Source organism: Clostridium algoriphilum, from assembly GCF_020443705.1.
Taxonomy (GTDB): domain Bacteria; phylum Bacillota; class Clostridia; order Clostridiales; family Clostridiaceae; genus Clostridium_AD; species Clostridium_AD algoriphilum.
Genome location: NZ_JAIZZK010000003.1, coordinates 122,537 through 136,525 on the forward strand (window position 1 = coordinate 122,537; position 13,989 = coordinate 136,525).

15 protein-coding genes and 1 pseudogene are annotated in these 13,989 nt (G+C 29.8%); 5 read left to right on the top strand and 11 right to left on the bottom strand.

The annotated features are described in order from the left end of the window. Window positions 1-100 precede the first annotated feature (100 nt). Complete coding sequence (pknB, locus tag LGK95_RS04230; RefSeq protein WP_226122573.1) at window positions 101-1,597, bottom strand: Stk1 family PASTA domain-containing Ser/Thr kinase; 1,497 nt, start codon at window positions 1,595-1,597, stop codon at window positions 101-103. 930 nt (window positions 1,598-2,527) lie between these two features. Between pknB and LGK95_RS22335 the strand changes: the two are divergent. Next, window positions 2,528-2,913 (top strand): annotated as a pseudogene (locus tag LGK95_RS22335) (GGDEF domain-containing protein). Between the two features lie 61 nt (window positions 2,914-2,974). On the opposite strand, the gene LGK95_RS04245 reads toward LGK95_RS22335, so the two are convergent. After that, window positions 2,975-3,628 carry a DsbA family protein gene (locus LGK95_RS04245; RefSeq protein ID WP_226122578.1) on the bottom strand — a complete coding sequence of 218 codons (654 nt, stop codon included), beginning with the start codon at window positions 3,626-3,628 and terminating at the stop codon, window positions 2,975-2,977. A gap of 229 nt (window positions 3,629-3,857) precedes the next feature. Between LGK95_RS04245 and LGK95_RS04250 the strand changes: the two genes are divergently transcribed. Continuing rightward, window positions 3,858-4,448 carry a C40 family peptidase gene (locus LGK95_RS04250; RefSeq protein ID WP_226122580.1) on the top strand — a complete coding sequence of 197 codons (591 nt, stop codon included), beginning with the start codon at window positions 3,858-3,860 and terminating at the stop codon, window positions 4,446-4,448. Between the two features lie 117 nt (window positions 4,449-4,565). Then, complete coding sequence (locus tag LGK95_RS04255; protein WP_226122582.1) at window positions 4,566-5,630, top strand: AI-2E family transporter; 1,065 nt, start codon at window positions 4,566-4,568, stop codon at window positions 5,628-5,630. An 84-nt stretch (window positions 5,631-5,714) separates the two neighbouring features. Here LGK95_RS04255 and LGK95_RS04260 read toward each other — a convergent pair whose 3' ends face one another. The 6 genes from LGK95_RS04260 to LGK95_RS04280 all read right to left on the bottom strand — a co-directional run bounded on the left by LGK95_RS04260 (window position 5,715) and on the right by LGK95_RS04280 (window position 9,211). Continuing rightward, window positions 5,715-6,374, bottom strand: coding sequence for a PspA/IM30 family protein (locus LGK95_RS04260; protein ID WP_226122584.1), 660 nt, complete (start codon window positions 6,372-6,374; stop codon window positions 5,715-5,717). Between the two features lie 56 nt (window positions 6,375-6,430). Then, the gene (locus LGK95_RS04265) at window positions 6,431-7,063 is read right to left on the bottom strand and encodes a DUF1292 domain-containing protein (protein ID WP_226122585.1); all 633 of its coding nucleotides are present in this window, start codon (window positions 7,061-7,063) and stop codon (window positions 6,431-6,433) included. A 27-nt stretch (window positions 7,064-7,090) separates the two neighbouring features. After that, window positions 7,091-7,534 carry a hypothetical protein gene (locus tag LGK95_RS04270; RefSeq protein WP_226122586.1) on the bottom strand — a complete coding sequence of 148 codons (444 nt, stop codon included), beginning with the start codon at window positions 7,532-7,534 and terminating at the stop codon, window positions 7,091-7,093. Window positions 7,535-7,634: 100 nt separating this feature from the next. Continuing rightward, entirely contained in the window at window positions 7,635-7,769 is a 135-nt protein-coding gene (locus LGK95_RS22340) for a hypothetical protein (protein ID WP_264174472.1), read from the bottom strand. Between the two features lie 161 nt (window positions 7,770-7,930). Next, the gene (locus LGK95_RS04275) at window positions 7,931-8,230 is read right to left on the bottom strand and encodes a hypothetical protein (RefSeq protein ID WP_226122587.1); all 300 of its coding nucleotides are present in this window, start codon (window positions 8,228-8,230) and stop codon (window positions 7,931-7,933) included. A 165-nt stretch (window positions 8,231-8,395) separates the two neighbouring features. Beyond that, window positions 8,396-9,211: an alpha/beta fold hydrolase gene (locus tag LGK95_RS04280; RefSeq protein WP_226122588.1), complete on the bottom strand. Its 816-nt coding sequence runs from the start codon at window positions 9,209-9,211 to the stop codon at window positions 8,396-8,398. A 202-nt stretch (window positions 9,212-9,413) separates the two neighbouring features. On the opposite strand from LGK95_RS04280, the gene LGK95_RS04285 reads away from it, so the two are divergent. After that, window positions 9,414-10,154: an ABC transporter ATP-binding protein gene (locus LGK95_RS04285; RefSeq protein ID WP_226122591.1), complete on the top strand. Its 741-nt coding sequence runs from the start codon at window positions 9,414-9,416 to the stop codon at window positions 10,152-10,154. Further along, on the top strand, window positions 10,151-11,164 hold the full coding sequence (locus LGK95_RS04290; protein WP_226122592.1) for an ABC transporter permease: 1,014 nt from the start codon (window positions 10,151-10,153) through the stop codon (window positions 11,162-11,164). Before LGK95_RS04285 ends, LGK95_RS04290 begins: the two co-directional genes overlap by 4 nt. A 106-nt stretch (window positions 11,165-11,270) precedes the next feature. Here the strand turns inward: LGK95_RS04290 and LGK95_RS04295 are convergent, their stop codons facing one another. From LGK95_RS04295 to LGK95_RS04305, 3 genes are all read right to left on the bottom strand, one after another. Further along, window positions 11,271-12,659, bottom strand: a complete 1,389-nt coding sequence (locus LGK95_RS04295; RefSeq protein WP_226122594.1) for a L,D-transpeptidase family protein — start codon at window positions 12,657-12,659, stop codon at window positions 11,271-11,273. Between the two features lie 277 nt (window positions 12,660-12,936). Further along, window positions 12,937-13,248, bottom strand: a complete 312-nt coding sequence (locus tag LGK95_RS04300; RefSeq protein WP_226122595.1) for a hypothetical protein — start codon at window positions 13,246-13,248, stop codon at window positions 12,937-12,939. A gap of 41 nt (window positions 13,249-13,289) precedes the next feature. Beyond that, window positions 13,290-13,901 (bottom strand): DNA-3-methyladenine glycosylase, encoded by a 612-nt coding sequence (locus LGK95_RS04305; RefSeq protein WP_226122597.1) that lies wholly within the window; start codon window positions 13,899-13,901, stop codon window positions 13,290-13,292. Window positions 13,902-13,989 lie beyond the last annotated feature (88 nt).

The following is a 13,989-nucleotide window of genomic DNA, read 5'->3' on the forward strand; positions in this document are numbered from 1 at the left end:
TTAATTTTTAATATATATGATTGTATTATCTTCTATAATAAATCTTCCTCTAATTACTAAAAAAATCACCCAATTTATTATAATTAGGTGATTAATATTCCTATTTTTTAGAATGACTACTCTTAGACTTTTTTTCATGTATTGTTTTGCCATTATTCTTGTCATTTTCCACCTTTGATTGTGGCATTGTAACCTGAACTACCTTTTTCCCCTGGCTTATAACTAAACTTATTTTTCCACCTTTTTCATATGATGTATTTACCGGGGGTGATTGACTAATAACTAACCCCTTAGCTATACTATTACTATATTTTTTTGTAATAGTACCAATTAGAAATCCATTATTAACTGCAATCTCCTTTGAAATATCTTGAGTCCTTCCCATAAGTGCTGGCACAAGATTTTTTTCAACTACCGGTGATTTTTCACTTACCTGTGGTTTAACCTCTGCTTTAGGATCAGAAGTATTTACAACAGGAGTGGTAGTTTTTACAATTGGAGTTTGTGTACTAGTTGGCGTTCCTTTTGAAAGAACTTTCCCTAATACTCCAGCAATCATAACTAAAATAACAGATGCAATTATTATCATTGCTTTTTTATTTTTACTTATCTTCTTTTTTCCCGTTAGTGTTGCTTCCTCTTTTTTAATTATTGTTTCTTCAGAGACTGCGGCTCCACTCATAACTATTGTATAATCATCTTTTACATCAGAAACAATTGTTGCACCCACAATCTTTGTAGCATCATCTGGACCATTATTTACATTCAGCATATAATTAGAATTTTCTTTAATTGCTCTTAAAATGTCTGCCATTTCCTTAGCTGTTTGAAATCTATTAATAGGTTCTTTTTGCATCGCCTTCAAAACTACTTGGTTTATATTTTCAGGTATATCTTTAATGATTTCTTTAGGCGCAGTAACAGCTTGGCTGATATGCATCATAGCTATCGATATAGAGCTTTCTGCATTAAATGGTACTCGTCCTGTTACCATTTCATACATAACAATACCTAAAGAGTATATGTCTGTTCTACAGTCTACAAACTTTCCTCTTGCTTGTTCTGGCGAGAAATAGCGTACGGTGCCCATAACCTTATTAGAATTCGTCATGGTTCTTGAATCCGTAACTTTAGCTATCCCAAAATCCATAACCTTAACTGTATTGTCTTCTTTTATCATAATGTTATCTGGTTTTATATCTCGATGAATTATATTGTTTTTATGAGCACACTCAAGCGCTTTTGCTATTTGCAAAACTATGTCTATTGTCTTCTCAGAACTAAGCCTATCATTTTCCTTTATTACTTGCTTTAATGTTTTCCCATCAATATATTCCATAACTATAAAATTAATTTTATTTTCTATACCAACATCATGTACATTCACTATGTTTGGATGAGACAATTTTGCGATTGAAGTAGCTTCCCTTTTAAACCTAGAAGCATATTCTTCATCATTATTTAACTCTGCTTTTAATATCTTTACAGCGACAAATCTATTTAATAAATGGCACTTCGCTTTATAAACAGTACCCATTCCACCTTCGCCAATTTTCTCTAATAATTCGTATCTATTTAGAAGTAATGTTCCTATCATATTTTTTTATCCTCCAATCAAGAATAGTAACGTATATATTATATCATAATTATCGAGTTCATTACTTTAAGTACAATTTGCTTATATCCCCCCGTTAATTATTGCAAAATTTCACGTACATTAGACCCTTATCATTAATATTTTATATTCAATTTAAACTAATGATTGTATACTTAAATAAATATATACACTGCGACGCAGTTTAAGAATAAGATATAGAAAGTGAGTGAACATCAATTTAAATAAGGGGGGGTAGATGTGCTATCACCATATATGATATCCTCGTTTTTTATTAGCCTATTTTGTGTTTTAACTGCGCATAGATTACTTACAAGAAATAAAACAATAAAATTCTGTATTGTTACCTATATATTAAATACATTATTTATTTTTTTAGGAAGCATTTATATTATAAAGCATATACAAAATCCAGCGATGGTAAGATACTTAGTATACTGTTTTGCCTTTTTATACATAGTATATTTATGCTTAGTATTTGAAGAGTCAATATCAAAAAAAGTATTTACTATGTTTAGCATTTGGCTGTTTACTACAATTGCGCTTCTTACTGCAATTCAATCTGCACAGTTAATTTCAGGTACTAGTAATGTTAAATATTTTCAAAACCTTATCTATATTTTTAGAAATTGTATTCAAATTTTATTATTAATAATAGTTTGTTTTTGGATAAGTAAACCTTACAAATCAATTCTTAGCTTAGTATCTGACAAAACAATCAGGTATATGTCTTTGTACCCAGTTATTGCATTTTTATTACTAATTACTAACTTTACAACCTCCCCTGAACGTTTAGCAAATTTTAATTCTATATATGATATGTTATTGTTTTTAGTCTTTATAATTTTGGGATATGTATTTGTATTCGCAGGTATATCATCAGCATCTAAAATAATATCTCTTCAATATGATATGGAAAAGTTAGAGCTTATTTCAAAGACAGATCCCTTAACTGGATTATTAAACAGAAGAAATATTATAGAAAAGATTGAAAATGAAATTGTAAAATATAAAATAAATAAAATTAAATTTGCACTGATTATTGCAGACATCGATTTTTTTAAGAAAGTAAATGATACTTTTGGACATGACTGTGGGGATCGTGTACTAAAATCAATATCCAAAAACCTACAAGATGCAGTACGAGAGCAAATGATGGATCTCAGGTGTCAATTACTATGACCTTTGGAGTAACTGTTAATGAATATTATGAAATGATAAGCGATACTATAAAAAAAGCAGATAAGGCCCTGTATAAAGGAAAAAGTCGAGGAAGAAATTGCGTTATTATAGGATAATATTTTAATGTTAAAGCTGTGAAATAATTATTTCACAGCTTTTCTGTTTATTTAATGCTTTCTATTTATTAAGATATTCATTAGCAAGATCTGGAGAAGAGAACATTTTATCTAAATCCATAAAGCTATTATATCCTTGCGCTTTTATGGTTACATTGCTACCTACTTCTGATATAATCGATGGAAAGGTTGTAGCGCCCAATATGTTTGCCATATCAAAGCATTTAAATGTCTCTTGTCTAATTTCTTCAGAATTAAATTCTTTCTCAAACTCCTCGCTAGGTATATTAAACCCTTTAGCTATTTCGGTATACACCTTTATACTATTCATATCTTTTCCATCAATGAAAAAGGCATCTTGAATTTCCTTTAGAAAATTAAAAGCTACTTCTTTTTTTAATTTTTGAACTGTAACCACTGCCTTTGCTCCTGGAAAACTATCTAGAACTATAGAATCACCTTCTAATACATTTTTATTATAGCCTTCTCCAAAACACTTACCAGTTAATTTTTCTATTTCTACATTTTGACCTTTCATAAAATTTCGCATATCGATATTTGTTTTTTTAACATTATCACCAGTCCACATTCCTCCTGGCAAAATATTGAAATCATATATATCCTTATACTTTTCTTCTATCTTTGTTATAACATCACTAGTACCATAAGACCATCCACACATTGTATCCACAACATAATATATTTTAGTTTTCATCTTTAATTACCTCCAATTTCAATTAATATTTTTTAATAAATAACTCTGATCATTTTATGTAATTTCAAACCCCATCTCCATCAATAAACTTATACTTCCCCATTAATCCTTGTTTTAACAATATAAATTGACTAGCTTGCTTATTTATATATTTTTTTTAGAATAATATTAGAAAATCTACAATAATTTAATATAAAGGTATTTTAAATATAAGAATATGGGAGGACATATGAGAAGAAAAAATATGAGAAAATCCTTTAATAAAAGAAATCCAATAAAACTAGGGCTTATAATATTAATTTTTATAGTACTAGTTCTAATATATATGAGTTTTACCATTTTCTCAAATTTTAAAACTCCACTAAATAAAGCTGAATATAAATCAAATGGACAACAATATAAAGTTTCAGTAAATGGAAACAATCTAGTATCATATGCGAATACATTTCTAGGAATGAATTACTTATGGAGTGGAACAACGCCCGCTATATTCAATGCTGCTGGGAAATATGTAAGTGGTGGTTTCGATTGCTCTGGTTTTGTACAATATACTTATAAACATTTTGGCATAAATTTGCCTAGAACAACTATGAACCAGATAAATAAGGGTACTTCTATTAAGATAAATGACCTTAAAAATGGGGATTTAGTCTTTTTTATGACTAATTTGGATCTGCCATATCAAGTATCTCATGTAGGAATATATATTGGAAACAATAAATTCATTCACTCACCAAAATCAGGTGATGTTATAAAGATTTCTGAATTGACTGGGTATTACAAAAAAAAATTTGTTATAGGTAAAAGAATAATAAAATAATTTATTATTCTTTTATTACTTTTTATTTTCATTGATTACAAAATATAAAAGACATCAATGAATAAGTTATTGGTATATGCTCACACTATATGATATGAAATAACTCGAAGGAAGTGAATGACTATGACTAGAAATAATGTATTAAAAAATTTAATTATTATTAATTTAGTTTTTTTGGGCATACTTCTTTTCGGTAAGATGTTCTATCTTCATAAGATTATAAGGATACTTAACAAATCATTTCTAGCTCCTCTTATAATTTCTGTATTTTTGTTTTATATTATAAAACCATTAAACACGATTTTCATAAAACATGGACTAAAGCCAAGTGCCTCCGCTTTATTAACATTAATCCTTGGACTATTCCTTTCCATAGGCGTTATAACCTTTTTCAGTAATTATATTGCAATCCAATTTGATGGAATAATAAAAGAACTAACCAGTATTGTCAAAAACCAAGACTCTATTAATCAATTAATGAGTAAAATTAATAACTATATTCTTGATAATGAGTTTTATAAAACCTTTGCTAATGTAGCTAACACTTATATGAAGAACTTAGCTCATAACCTTATGTTTGCAGTAAGATATACTATACATACCTTTTCAACTTTGTTCCTTATGTTGATTATACTATTTTTTTTGCTTAAAGATGGTCATAAATTAAAAGATAAAATTATGTACATTATTCCTGAAAACTATAAAAAATTTGCATTAAAAACCCTATATGATAGTAATAAGGTATTAGATGCATATGTTACAGGTCAAGCAAAAGTAGCTCTTTCTTTATCAATTATGATATTTGTCGCCTACAAAATCATAGGTATTCCTAATGCCTTGCTTCTCTCTTTAATAACTTTTATTTTGGCTTTTATTCCTTTTATAGGTTTCTTTATTTCTATGATTATTCCTTCTATAATTGCTTTAAGCATGGGGTTTGTAATGATAGGAAAACTTATAATTGTGTTCATCATTGTTCAGACTTTAAAAGGAAGAGTAGTTGTTCCTGCAATTATGTCTCACGCAATGAAAATCCATCCTTTAACTGACATTTTTTTAGTAATTAGTGCAGTTGCAGTAGGAGGACCTTTGGCAGCTTTTGCTGTTATTCCTATTTATGCTATTATTAAAATAATATTATCTAACTTGTACAAATGCCACATAATTAAAAAGTATAATTAAGAATCACAAATATATTTAAGGCTATGATGGGTAGTCATAAATACCTATCCATCATAGCCTTTATTAATCATTTATGAAGCAAAATTATTGTTTAGCATATTTTGCTTTGTAAGCAGCTAAATCATCACTTACAGTTGTTTTTTCTAGAGCGTCAAATTCATCCTCTAAAGATTCAACTTTAAGTTCTCCTAAACCCTCTGCTAAACATTCTTTTTCTTCTATCTTACGTTCTAATCTATCTAAATCAATACTATTACCTTTTGTTCTAACATTAGCAGTAATTTCATTTACTTGTTGCGATGCCTCAGCTGTTTTAAGTCTAGCTATTAAGCCATCTCTCTTGCTTCTCAAATCTCTTAAATCGTCATCTAATTCTACTAAGCTTTTCCTTAGGTTGTCTGCAGTAATTTTAGCTGCTTGATAAGATTTTGATAATGCTACCTTAGTAGATTCACACTCTTTTTGTTTAGCTATTGCTTTAGTAGCTAATTCATCATTACCTTTTTCTATGGCTAATTTAATTTTAGATTCCCAATTACTCATATCTTCAATAGACGAGTTCATTTCTCTTTCAAGTCTTTTTACATTTCCAAAAACTACAGCTGATTTAGTCTTAGCTTCATTTAAAGATGCATCTTTATCTCTTATCGCTTGGTCTATAAGAGCCTCTGTATCCTCATTTGCATCCATAATCTTGTTAACCCCTGCTTTTATATTATTACTTATCCTATTAAAAATCCCCATTATTTATATTCCCCCTATTTATATTTATTGCCTTTTATTGTTATCTTTATTGTATACTAGCTCTCCATAAATAGTCCAGCTATATTCTCTAACTCTTCTTCATTTTCTATACTTATATACTCTGTATCGTCTAGTCCATCACTCATAATAAACATTTGTTTATTATCCTCATCATCCTTTTCTTGCAGTAGTATATATATTTTATCATATGACTTACTCTCTACTATTGCTAATATTTCAAATTCAACATCTCTTTCTTTTTTATCATTGTATAATTTAAGTGTTTTAGTACTTTCTATTATACAATTTTCTTTTTTATCACAATTCTTAACTCTGCAGCCTGATAAACAATTACCACAAGAACTAAATTTACATTCATACGCACAATCTATACATTCACACTTAGAACAATTTACAACTTGATTTAATTGATTCACGTATTTTCTATGATATTCACGAACCTCTTTAGTATCATCTACTACGACATGTATTAGTTTACCAGACTCTTTAATAGCTTTATTTATTAGCTGCGCAAAATCCTCAGATATTACCTTAAACTTTAATGCTTTAACTTTGTTCTTTAATGTATCATCTCTGAACTCATTAGAATATATCTTGAGAAACAAATCCCCATGAGCTTTTACATAAGTGTCACTCATTTTATTTAAATACTCTTTTTCATTACCCATTAAACTTTTATCCCCCTATACCTTATATTAGTGTTTTTTCTTAAGAGCTTTTAACACAAAGTAAATTATTACAATGATTACTACTCCAACTATTAGCATTGATATTATACCTGAAAACAAACTTCTACCAAATATCATTGGCATAAAACTTCTATTATTGCTATTTCTAACTATAACCGGTGTTTTGATTCCACTATTGCTACTATTCTTATTTACATCACTTGTACTTGTAGATTTACTAGTTGATGTTGATGGTTTAGTCGTAGTTGATGTTGATGGTTTACTATAACTACTACTTGATTTAAAACTTCCACTCTTACTACTACTTGAACTTTTACTGCTACTTGAACTGCTATGACTACTACTTGATTTAAATCCACCAGACCTGGATTTTGCATATACATCAAAATTTATTGTTACTAACAATGCTACCATCAATAGAATAGATAATATCTTTGATAACTTCTTCAAATTTATCTCATCCCCCATTTTATAAAAATTCTTTCTCTACCACTAATATATTTATATTTCAATAGATTCATATTATGCTTGCACAGTACATTCAGCTTATCTATTTAAGTTTTACATTAAATTTATCAACTTTTTCTTTTGCAACATCTATATGATAAGTTACCTGCTTAATATATGGTTTTTTAGAGACAATTAGCCATGCTATAAGACAAATAATTCCTATAATTAAAAACATTAGACCCATTACAACTATTTTATTAGAAAAGTTATCAAAAAATAATGGATAGGCACTTCTTGCCTATCCATCCATAAATCGTGTCAATTTTTTATAAAAATGAATATATTAAATACAAGAAAACTCTACATTTAATAATTGTTAAGTCTTCTAAGATGTCGTTAACTTGGTTTATTGGGGTCATCCAATGCTGTGCTTTTGCCAAAATAATATGCAACAACGGATACTACAATAGTCTTAAATTCATCTGGTAGGGTGTTATTACGATTGAAAATTATAAAATAAATTTGAAAGGATACATATATAAATACTAAGCTTAACGTAATACTTCTTCTAGTTAACCCTTTTATATCTATAATCTCGTGAATTTTTCTCATATTAATTATATCTAATATTATAGGGAAAGAAATAATAAGAAATGTTGTAATAACTAAAATACTAAATAATACATAATCGGCCATTATTAAAAACACCCCCTCTATGCTTTATTAAGATATCGATATTTGTATATATCATAATATTCTAATGAGGTGTTACTTGCTATATTATCATTGTAATTATCCCTGCTATTCTAAGTTGCCTCAAAGAAGTTAGTGAAATACCTCTTAGGTATAATTAAGCAATAACTAACTATCAACAAATTCTGTAAGTTCTTTATTAAACTTATCTGTCTCATCAAAGAATGTTGCGTGACCACTAAATTCAAATGGTATAAGTTTTGAATTTTTAATTCCTTGTTTTTGTGCCTGCCCTAATGTGAAGTGGCAGACCTTATCATGAATACCATGAAGAATTAAAGTTGGAACACTTATCTTCCCTAAATCAGAAAATAAACGTTCTTCGTCTAACCAAGTTGTTGAAGTTGCTGCAGTACCCCAGCTTGATGCTTGTAGTCCCAATTGAAAAACCCAATCTGAAAACGCCGCAGTTCTATGCTGAAAGAAAAATATATCTCCAAACTCTCTTAACATTTTAGGTCGATCATTATATGTTCCATTAATGATATCTTTAACAGCTTGTGCTTTTAAACCATAAGGAAAATAGGGACGCTGGATAAGACTTGGAGCTGCTGCTGCAAAAAGAGCCAATTTTGATACACCATATTCATGATGCCTAGCCATGTATCTAATCGCAATTGCTCCTCCTGTAGAGTGCCCTGCTAGTGTAATATTCTTTAATTTAAGTGCATCTACTACACCTCGAACATCGTCTGATAATCTATCGTAGTCATAACCTTCAAACGGTTTATCGGATTCACCGAATCCCCTCTGATCTATACCAATACACCTATATCCCATTTTGGGAAGTTGATTAAACTGATATTCAAACAGATTATGATTTCCAGGCCAACCATGAAGAAACAATATTGTTTTTTTGCCCTCTGGGTTAAGATCTTCGACATAAATCTTTACATTTTCCTCTACCCTTATATAATATCCCACTCAATACCTCCATGAAAAATAATCCTACATTCATATACTATTCTTATGAGTTTGAATATGTTAATCAAACTCAACAATTTTAATTGACAGAATATTTTTTCTAGTTATAATAAAAGTGAGTAGTCACCCCCTTTACTTGGAATGATACTTATAATAAATGATATTATATTAAATGTATTTGAATATAAGGAGCGTGTAATAAATGAAGAGTGAAAATGTTATAGAGATAGAGCATTTTAAGCAACAATTCGGAAAATTTGTAGTACTTGAAGACATTAACTTGGAAGTAAAAAAAGGAGAAATACTCGGTCTCCTTGGACCATCTGGTTCTGGTAAAACTACTTTAATAAAGGCTATTGTTGGAATGAGTGAACCTACAAAAGGTTACGCATGCGTACTTCAAACTAAAATGCCCTCGCTTAATGTGGTTTCAAAAATTGGATATATGGCTCAAAGTGATGCACTATATGAAGACCTAACCGCCCTTGATAATATATTATTCTTTGCATCATTATATGGAATGCGTGGTAAAGCTGCTAAAACAAGAGCTGACGATGTTTTAGAATTAGTTCTTCTAAGAGACGAAGGTAAAAAACTCATTAAAAATTTTTCTGGTGGAATGAAAAGAAGATTATCCCTAGCTATAGCCCTAGTCCACAAACCAGAAATACTTATTCTTGATGAACCTACCGTAGGAATTGATCCAGTACTTAGAATTCAGTTTTGGAAAGAGTTTGAACGTTTAAAAAAAGAGGGAGTTACAATAATAATAACTACCCATGTTATGGATGAAGCTGAGCATTGTGATAGACTTGCTTTAATTAGAAATGGAGGGATAATTGCCATAGGCACTCCGCAGGAATTAAAGAAAAATTCCGGAGAAAATACTGTTGAAGGGGCATTTCTCTATTATGGAAAGGAAGGTGAGGTGAAAATAATATGAGAGTATTATCGATAGCTAAAAGATTAATTAAACAACTTAGAGGAGATAAAAGATCAATCGCCCTAATGTTTGTTGCTCCAGTTTTTGTAATGTATCTTTTAAGTGCTATTTTATCCTCAGCAACCACAACTCCAAATCTTGATGTTGTTTCAGCACCAAATGCCTATGTTAACAAGCTCCAAAGCATGGCCAATGTGAGTAGGGTTAGCAGTGAAGAAATTGCCTTAAAAGATTTGAATAATAAAAGTATAGATGCTTATATTGTTTTTAATGGAAATAAACCAAAGATTACATTAGAGGGAGCTGACCCATCTATCACTAGCCTAGTTATGAATACGCTTAATAAGCTTTCAACAAACAGTGCTCTGCAAAACTCAGAGATTAATTTTTTACATGGATCTAAAGATATGGGAGCGTTTGATTCTATGGCTCCAATTCTTATGGGCTTCTTTATCTTCTTTTTCGTGTTTCTAATAGCTGGAGTTGCGTTTCTTCGCGAGAGAATAAGCGGAACACTGGATAGAATACTTGCCACCCCGCTAAAGAGATGGGAGATAGTTTTAGGATATTTTCTAGGTTTCGGCTCCTTTGTAGCTATCCAGACTATAATACTTCAGGTCTTTAGTGTATATGGACTTAATGTTCCAATGGTAGGGAGCTTTTGGGCGGTTCTTGTAATCAATTTGGTACTTGCATCAGGATCTTTAGCCCTCGGAACCCTCTTATCTGCCTTTGCACGCAATGAGTTTCAATTATTTCAGTTTATACCAATAGTAATAGTTCCTCAAATTATGTTCAGTGGTATTTTTGATTTGAGAAACTCTCCTGCTTGGGCAAAAATACTATCAAAAATATTTCCTATGACTTACGGAGCAGAAGCACTAAGAGATGTAATGCTAAGAGGAAAGAGCCTAATAGACGTTAAGTATGATTTAATAATGCTTATAGGATATGCATTATTATTTCTTGTGTTAAACACAATAGCTCTTAAAAAATATAGAAGGGCATAAAAAAAGGGTTAATCATTATAATGTTAACAATTATAAATAAAATAAAAAGATATCGAATAAACAGTCATTTTAGACTACTATTCGATATCTATAATACTATATTTTATCACTGCTTATAACAAATAACCGGAGTATTAGCATCAATATTATCATATATCGTCTTTGCTAAATTAGGTGGTGAATTTATACAACCATGAGAACCATTTGTCAAATATATACTTCCACCAAAGGTATTTCTCCAACTTGCATCATGTATACCAATTCCACCATTAAATGGCATAAAAACATTGACTGGCACACTATAACCCTCTCCCTTTAGCGTGGCATTTTTTTCTTTATATTTTAGTTTGTAAACCCCTGTCGGTGTTGCATCATTTATACTTACATTACCAGTAACAACGTCTCCTTGTACAATAAGAGAACCGTTCTTATAAAACCACATATGCTGTTTTGTCATATTGATTTCCACATAGGTATTCCCTATATCATTAACATCATGAGATACAGCGGTTTGGATGTATCGGGGCTCCTTAGTTATGGTTTGTCCACCTTTTATAGCCACAATTAAATCATTGACTTCTCCATTACGGTTAACCAACCATCCATAATCGCCGCCACCAACCACTACTGTTGCTCCTACTGATGTAACAAACTCTCTTACCTTGCCATATGTATTATAATTATCGTCCAATTTTTGTACATAATTTTCCATTTTATTTTTATCAAATGTAATTTCAAGGTTTTTGTTAACTCCAAGCCAGTTATGTACTATAGAACCATCTAAAACCTCTTTACCTCCAGTAAAGGTATAAGTAATTTTTGAAGCTATATATTTATTAAGCAAAATTTTAGTGTTTTTAACTTTTGAAGAAGTTGAAGTATATTTTGGCTTTATATAAGCATTTTTTGTCTCCAAATTTAATGTTGTTTCTCCCTTAAGAATTGCATTTACAACATTTGCATACAAAGGCTTGCTATTGACTTTATTCCCCTTAACTTCACTTACAATTACATAGCCCTTAGCTAAATATTTAAAACTAGGATTTTTAGGTTCAATTACTTTCTTGCTATCAAAACAAGAGAGCTTATTAAAACCTTCTTTTAATAGCTTCTCATCATAGGTCACTATATCATTCATTTTAGAATTTTGCGGTTTAAAAAATGCATAAATCCACGTTAAAGAATTCTGACTGTCTTTTAAAACTTGAATTTTACCCTTTGCATTGTATTTCAAACCAATGTCAGCAGCCTTAATTTGTTCTTTCACACCGTTTCGTTCTTTAAGTTCTAGTGTATATGTTTTGTATCTTAATGATATTTCTTTATCTACTTCCTCTACGGTTTTACCAGAAGCATTAACGCCATTAATTACAGAACCATAATAAAAGTGATCCATAAAATATATAGATATTGCCAAATATAGAATAATAAAAACAGAAAAATAAATTATTCTAACTTTTATAGATTTAGTAGGTTTTATTGTTTGTATTTCCATAAGACACCTCTTTTAATGTAAATTCATTACCGCAATTAATTATATTATAGTACTTTATCCCTTATATGTATATAATTAAAACATGAACGGTAAAAACACATACATTAACAGTAATTTTACAATATATAAGTCGTTTTATGTACATTTTTCTATATAATATTGGCATTATTACCTACGTTATTTTTAATGGTATAAAAAATAGGACTACTAAATTTAAGTAGTCCTTACAAATTTTATTTTACCCTCCGGTTGCTTCGCATCATTATACTTTATATAATTATAAGTAGTATATTGTCCCATTAAAATTAACTTCTGTGTCTTCTTCGTAGTCAATATATGCACCTTTAAGCTCGGTAACATTTTCGTGTATATCAAATCCTTCAATGCTTATGGTTTCTATTACATTATGCTCATTTACGCATGTGGCCAACGTATCATAGTAATCTTCTTCATCATTATATATTATTGCTGTATTTAATATTCTAAAGGTTGCTTCTCTTTTAATTACTCTATCTTTTTTTAATTTCTTACCAAACTTAACCTTTTCTAATCCATCTTTGTTTTCTTTTTCATTAAATAAAAAGCTCATAACAATTACTTCCCTTCATCTTTATTATACTGCTAAATTCATTATTTAACAGAAACCCAATTATTGTTTTTTATATAAAATCTCCATAAAAAATCTGTTGCTTCCTCTGCATAATCAATGCCTACTCTCTTAGCTTCTATAATTATTATTTTTTCTATATCTTTTGAGTCTTCAATATACAGTTCACCCTTACACAAATCTTGATTGTTATTTCCTTTATTTATATTCATAGCTATGCAGAGCTTAGATGGCCCTGTAGTTAAATTTTTGATTTGAGATTTTGTTAATTCATTATAATCTTTTTTATATCTTAAATTTGACATTTCGTCTAGCCCCTGAATCGGCTGTAATGCTCTAATCAAAACTCCTTCTGGATAACCTTCTTCTTTTGTTATTACATTAAAGCAATGATACATTCCATAAATAAAATATACATATGCGATGCCAGGCCTACCATATAGTGTTTCTACTCTAGGTGTTTTTTTACCTCCATAAGCATGACATGCCTTATCTATTGAGCCAATGTATGCTTCTGTTTCAACTATCATTCCTCTTAGCTCTTCTCCGTTAACCTTATGTACAAGTATTTTCCCTAGAAGTTCCTTCGCAACCTGCAAAGTTTCTTTTGCGTAAAATTCTCTAGTAAGCTTCATTACTAACTCCTCCTAAGAAATATTATCAACTATAAAACCTCAAGTAATAGACATAATTATTATGCTCTTCTTCTATTATCTCATATTT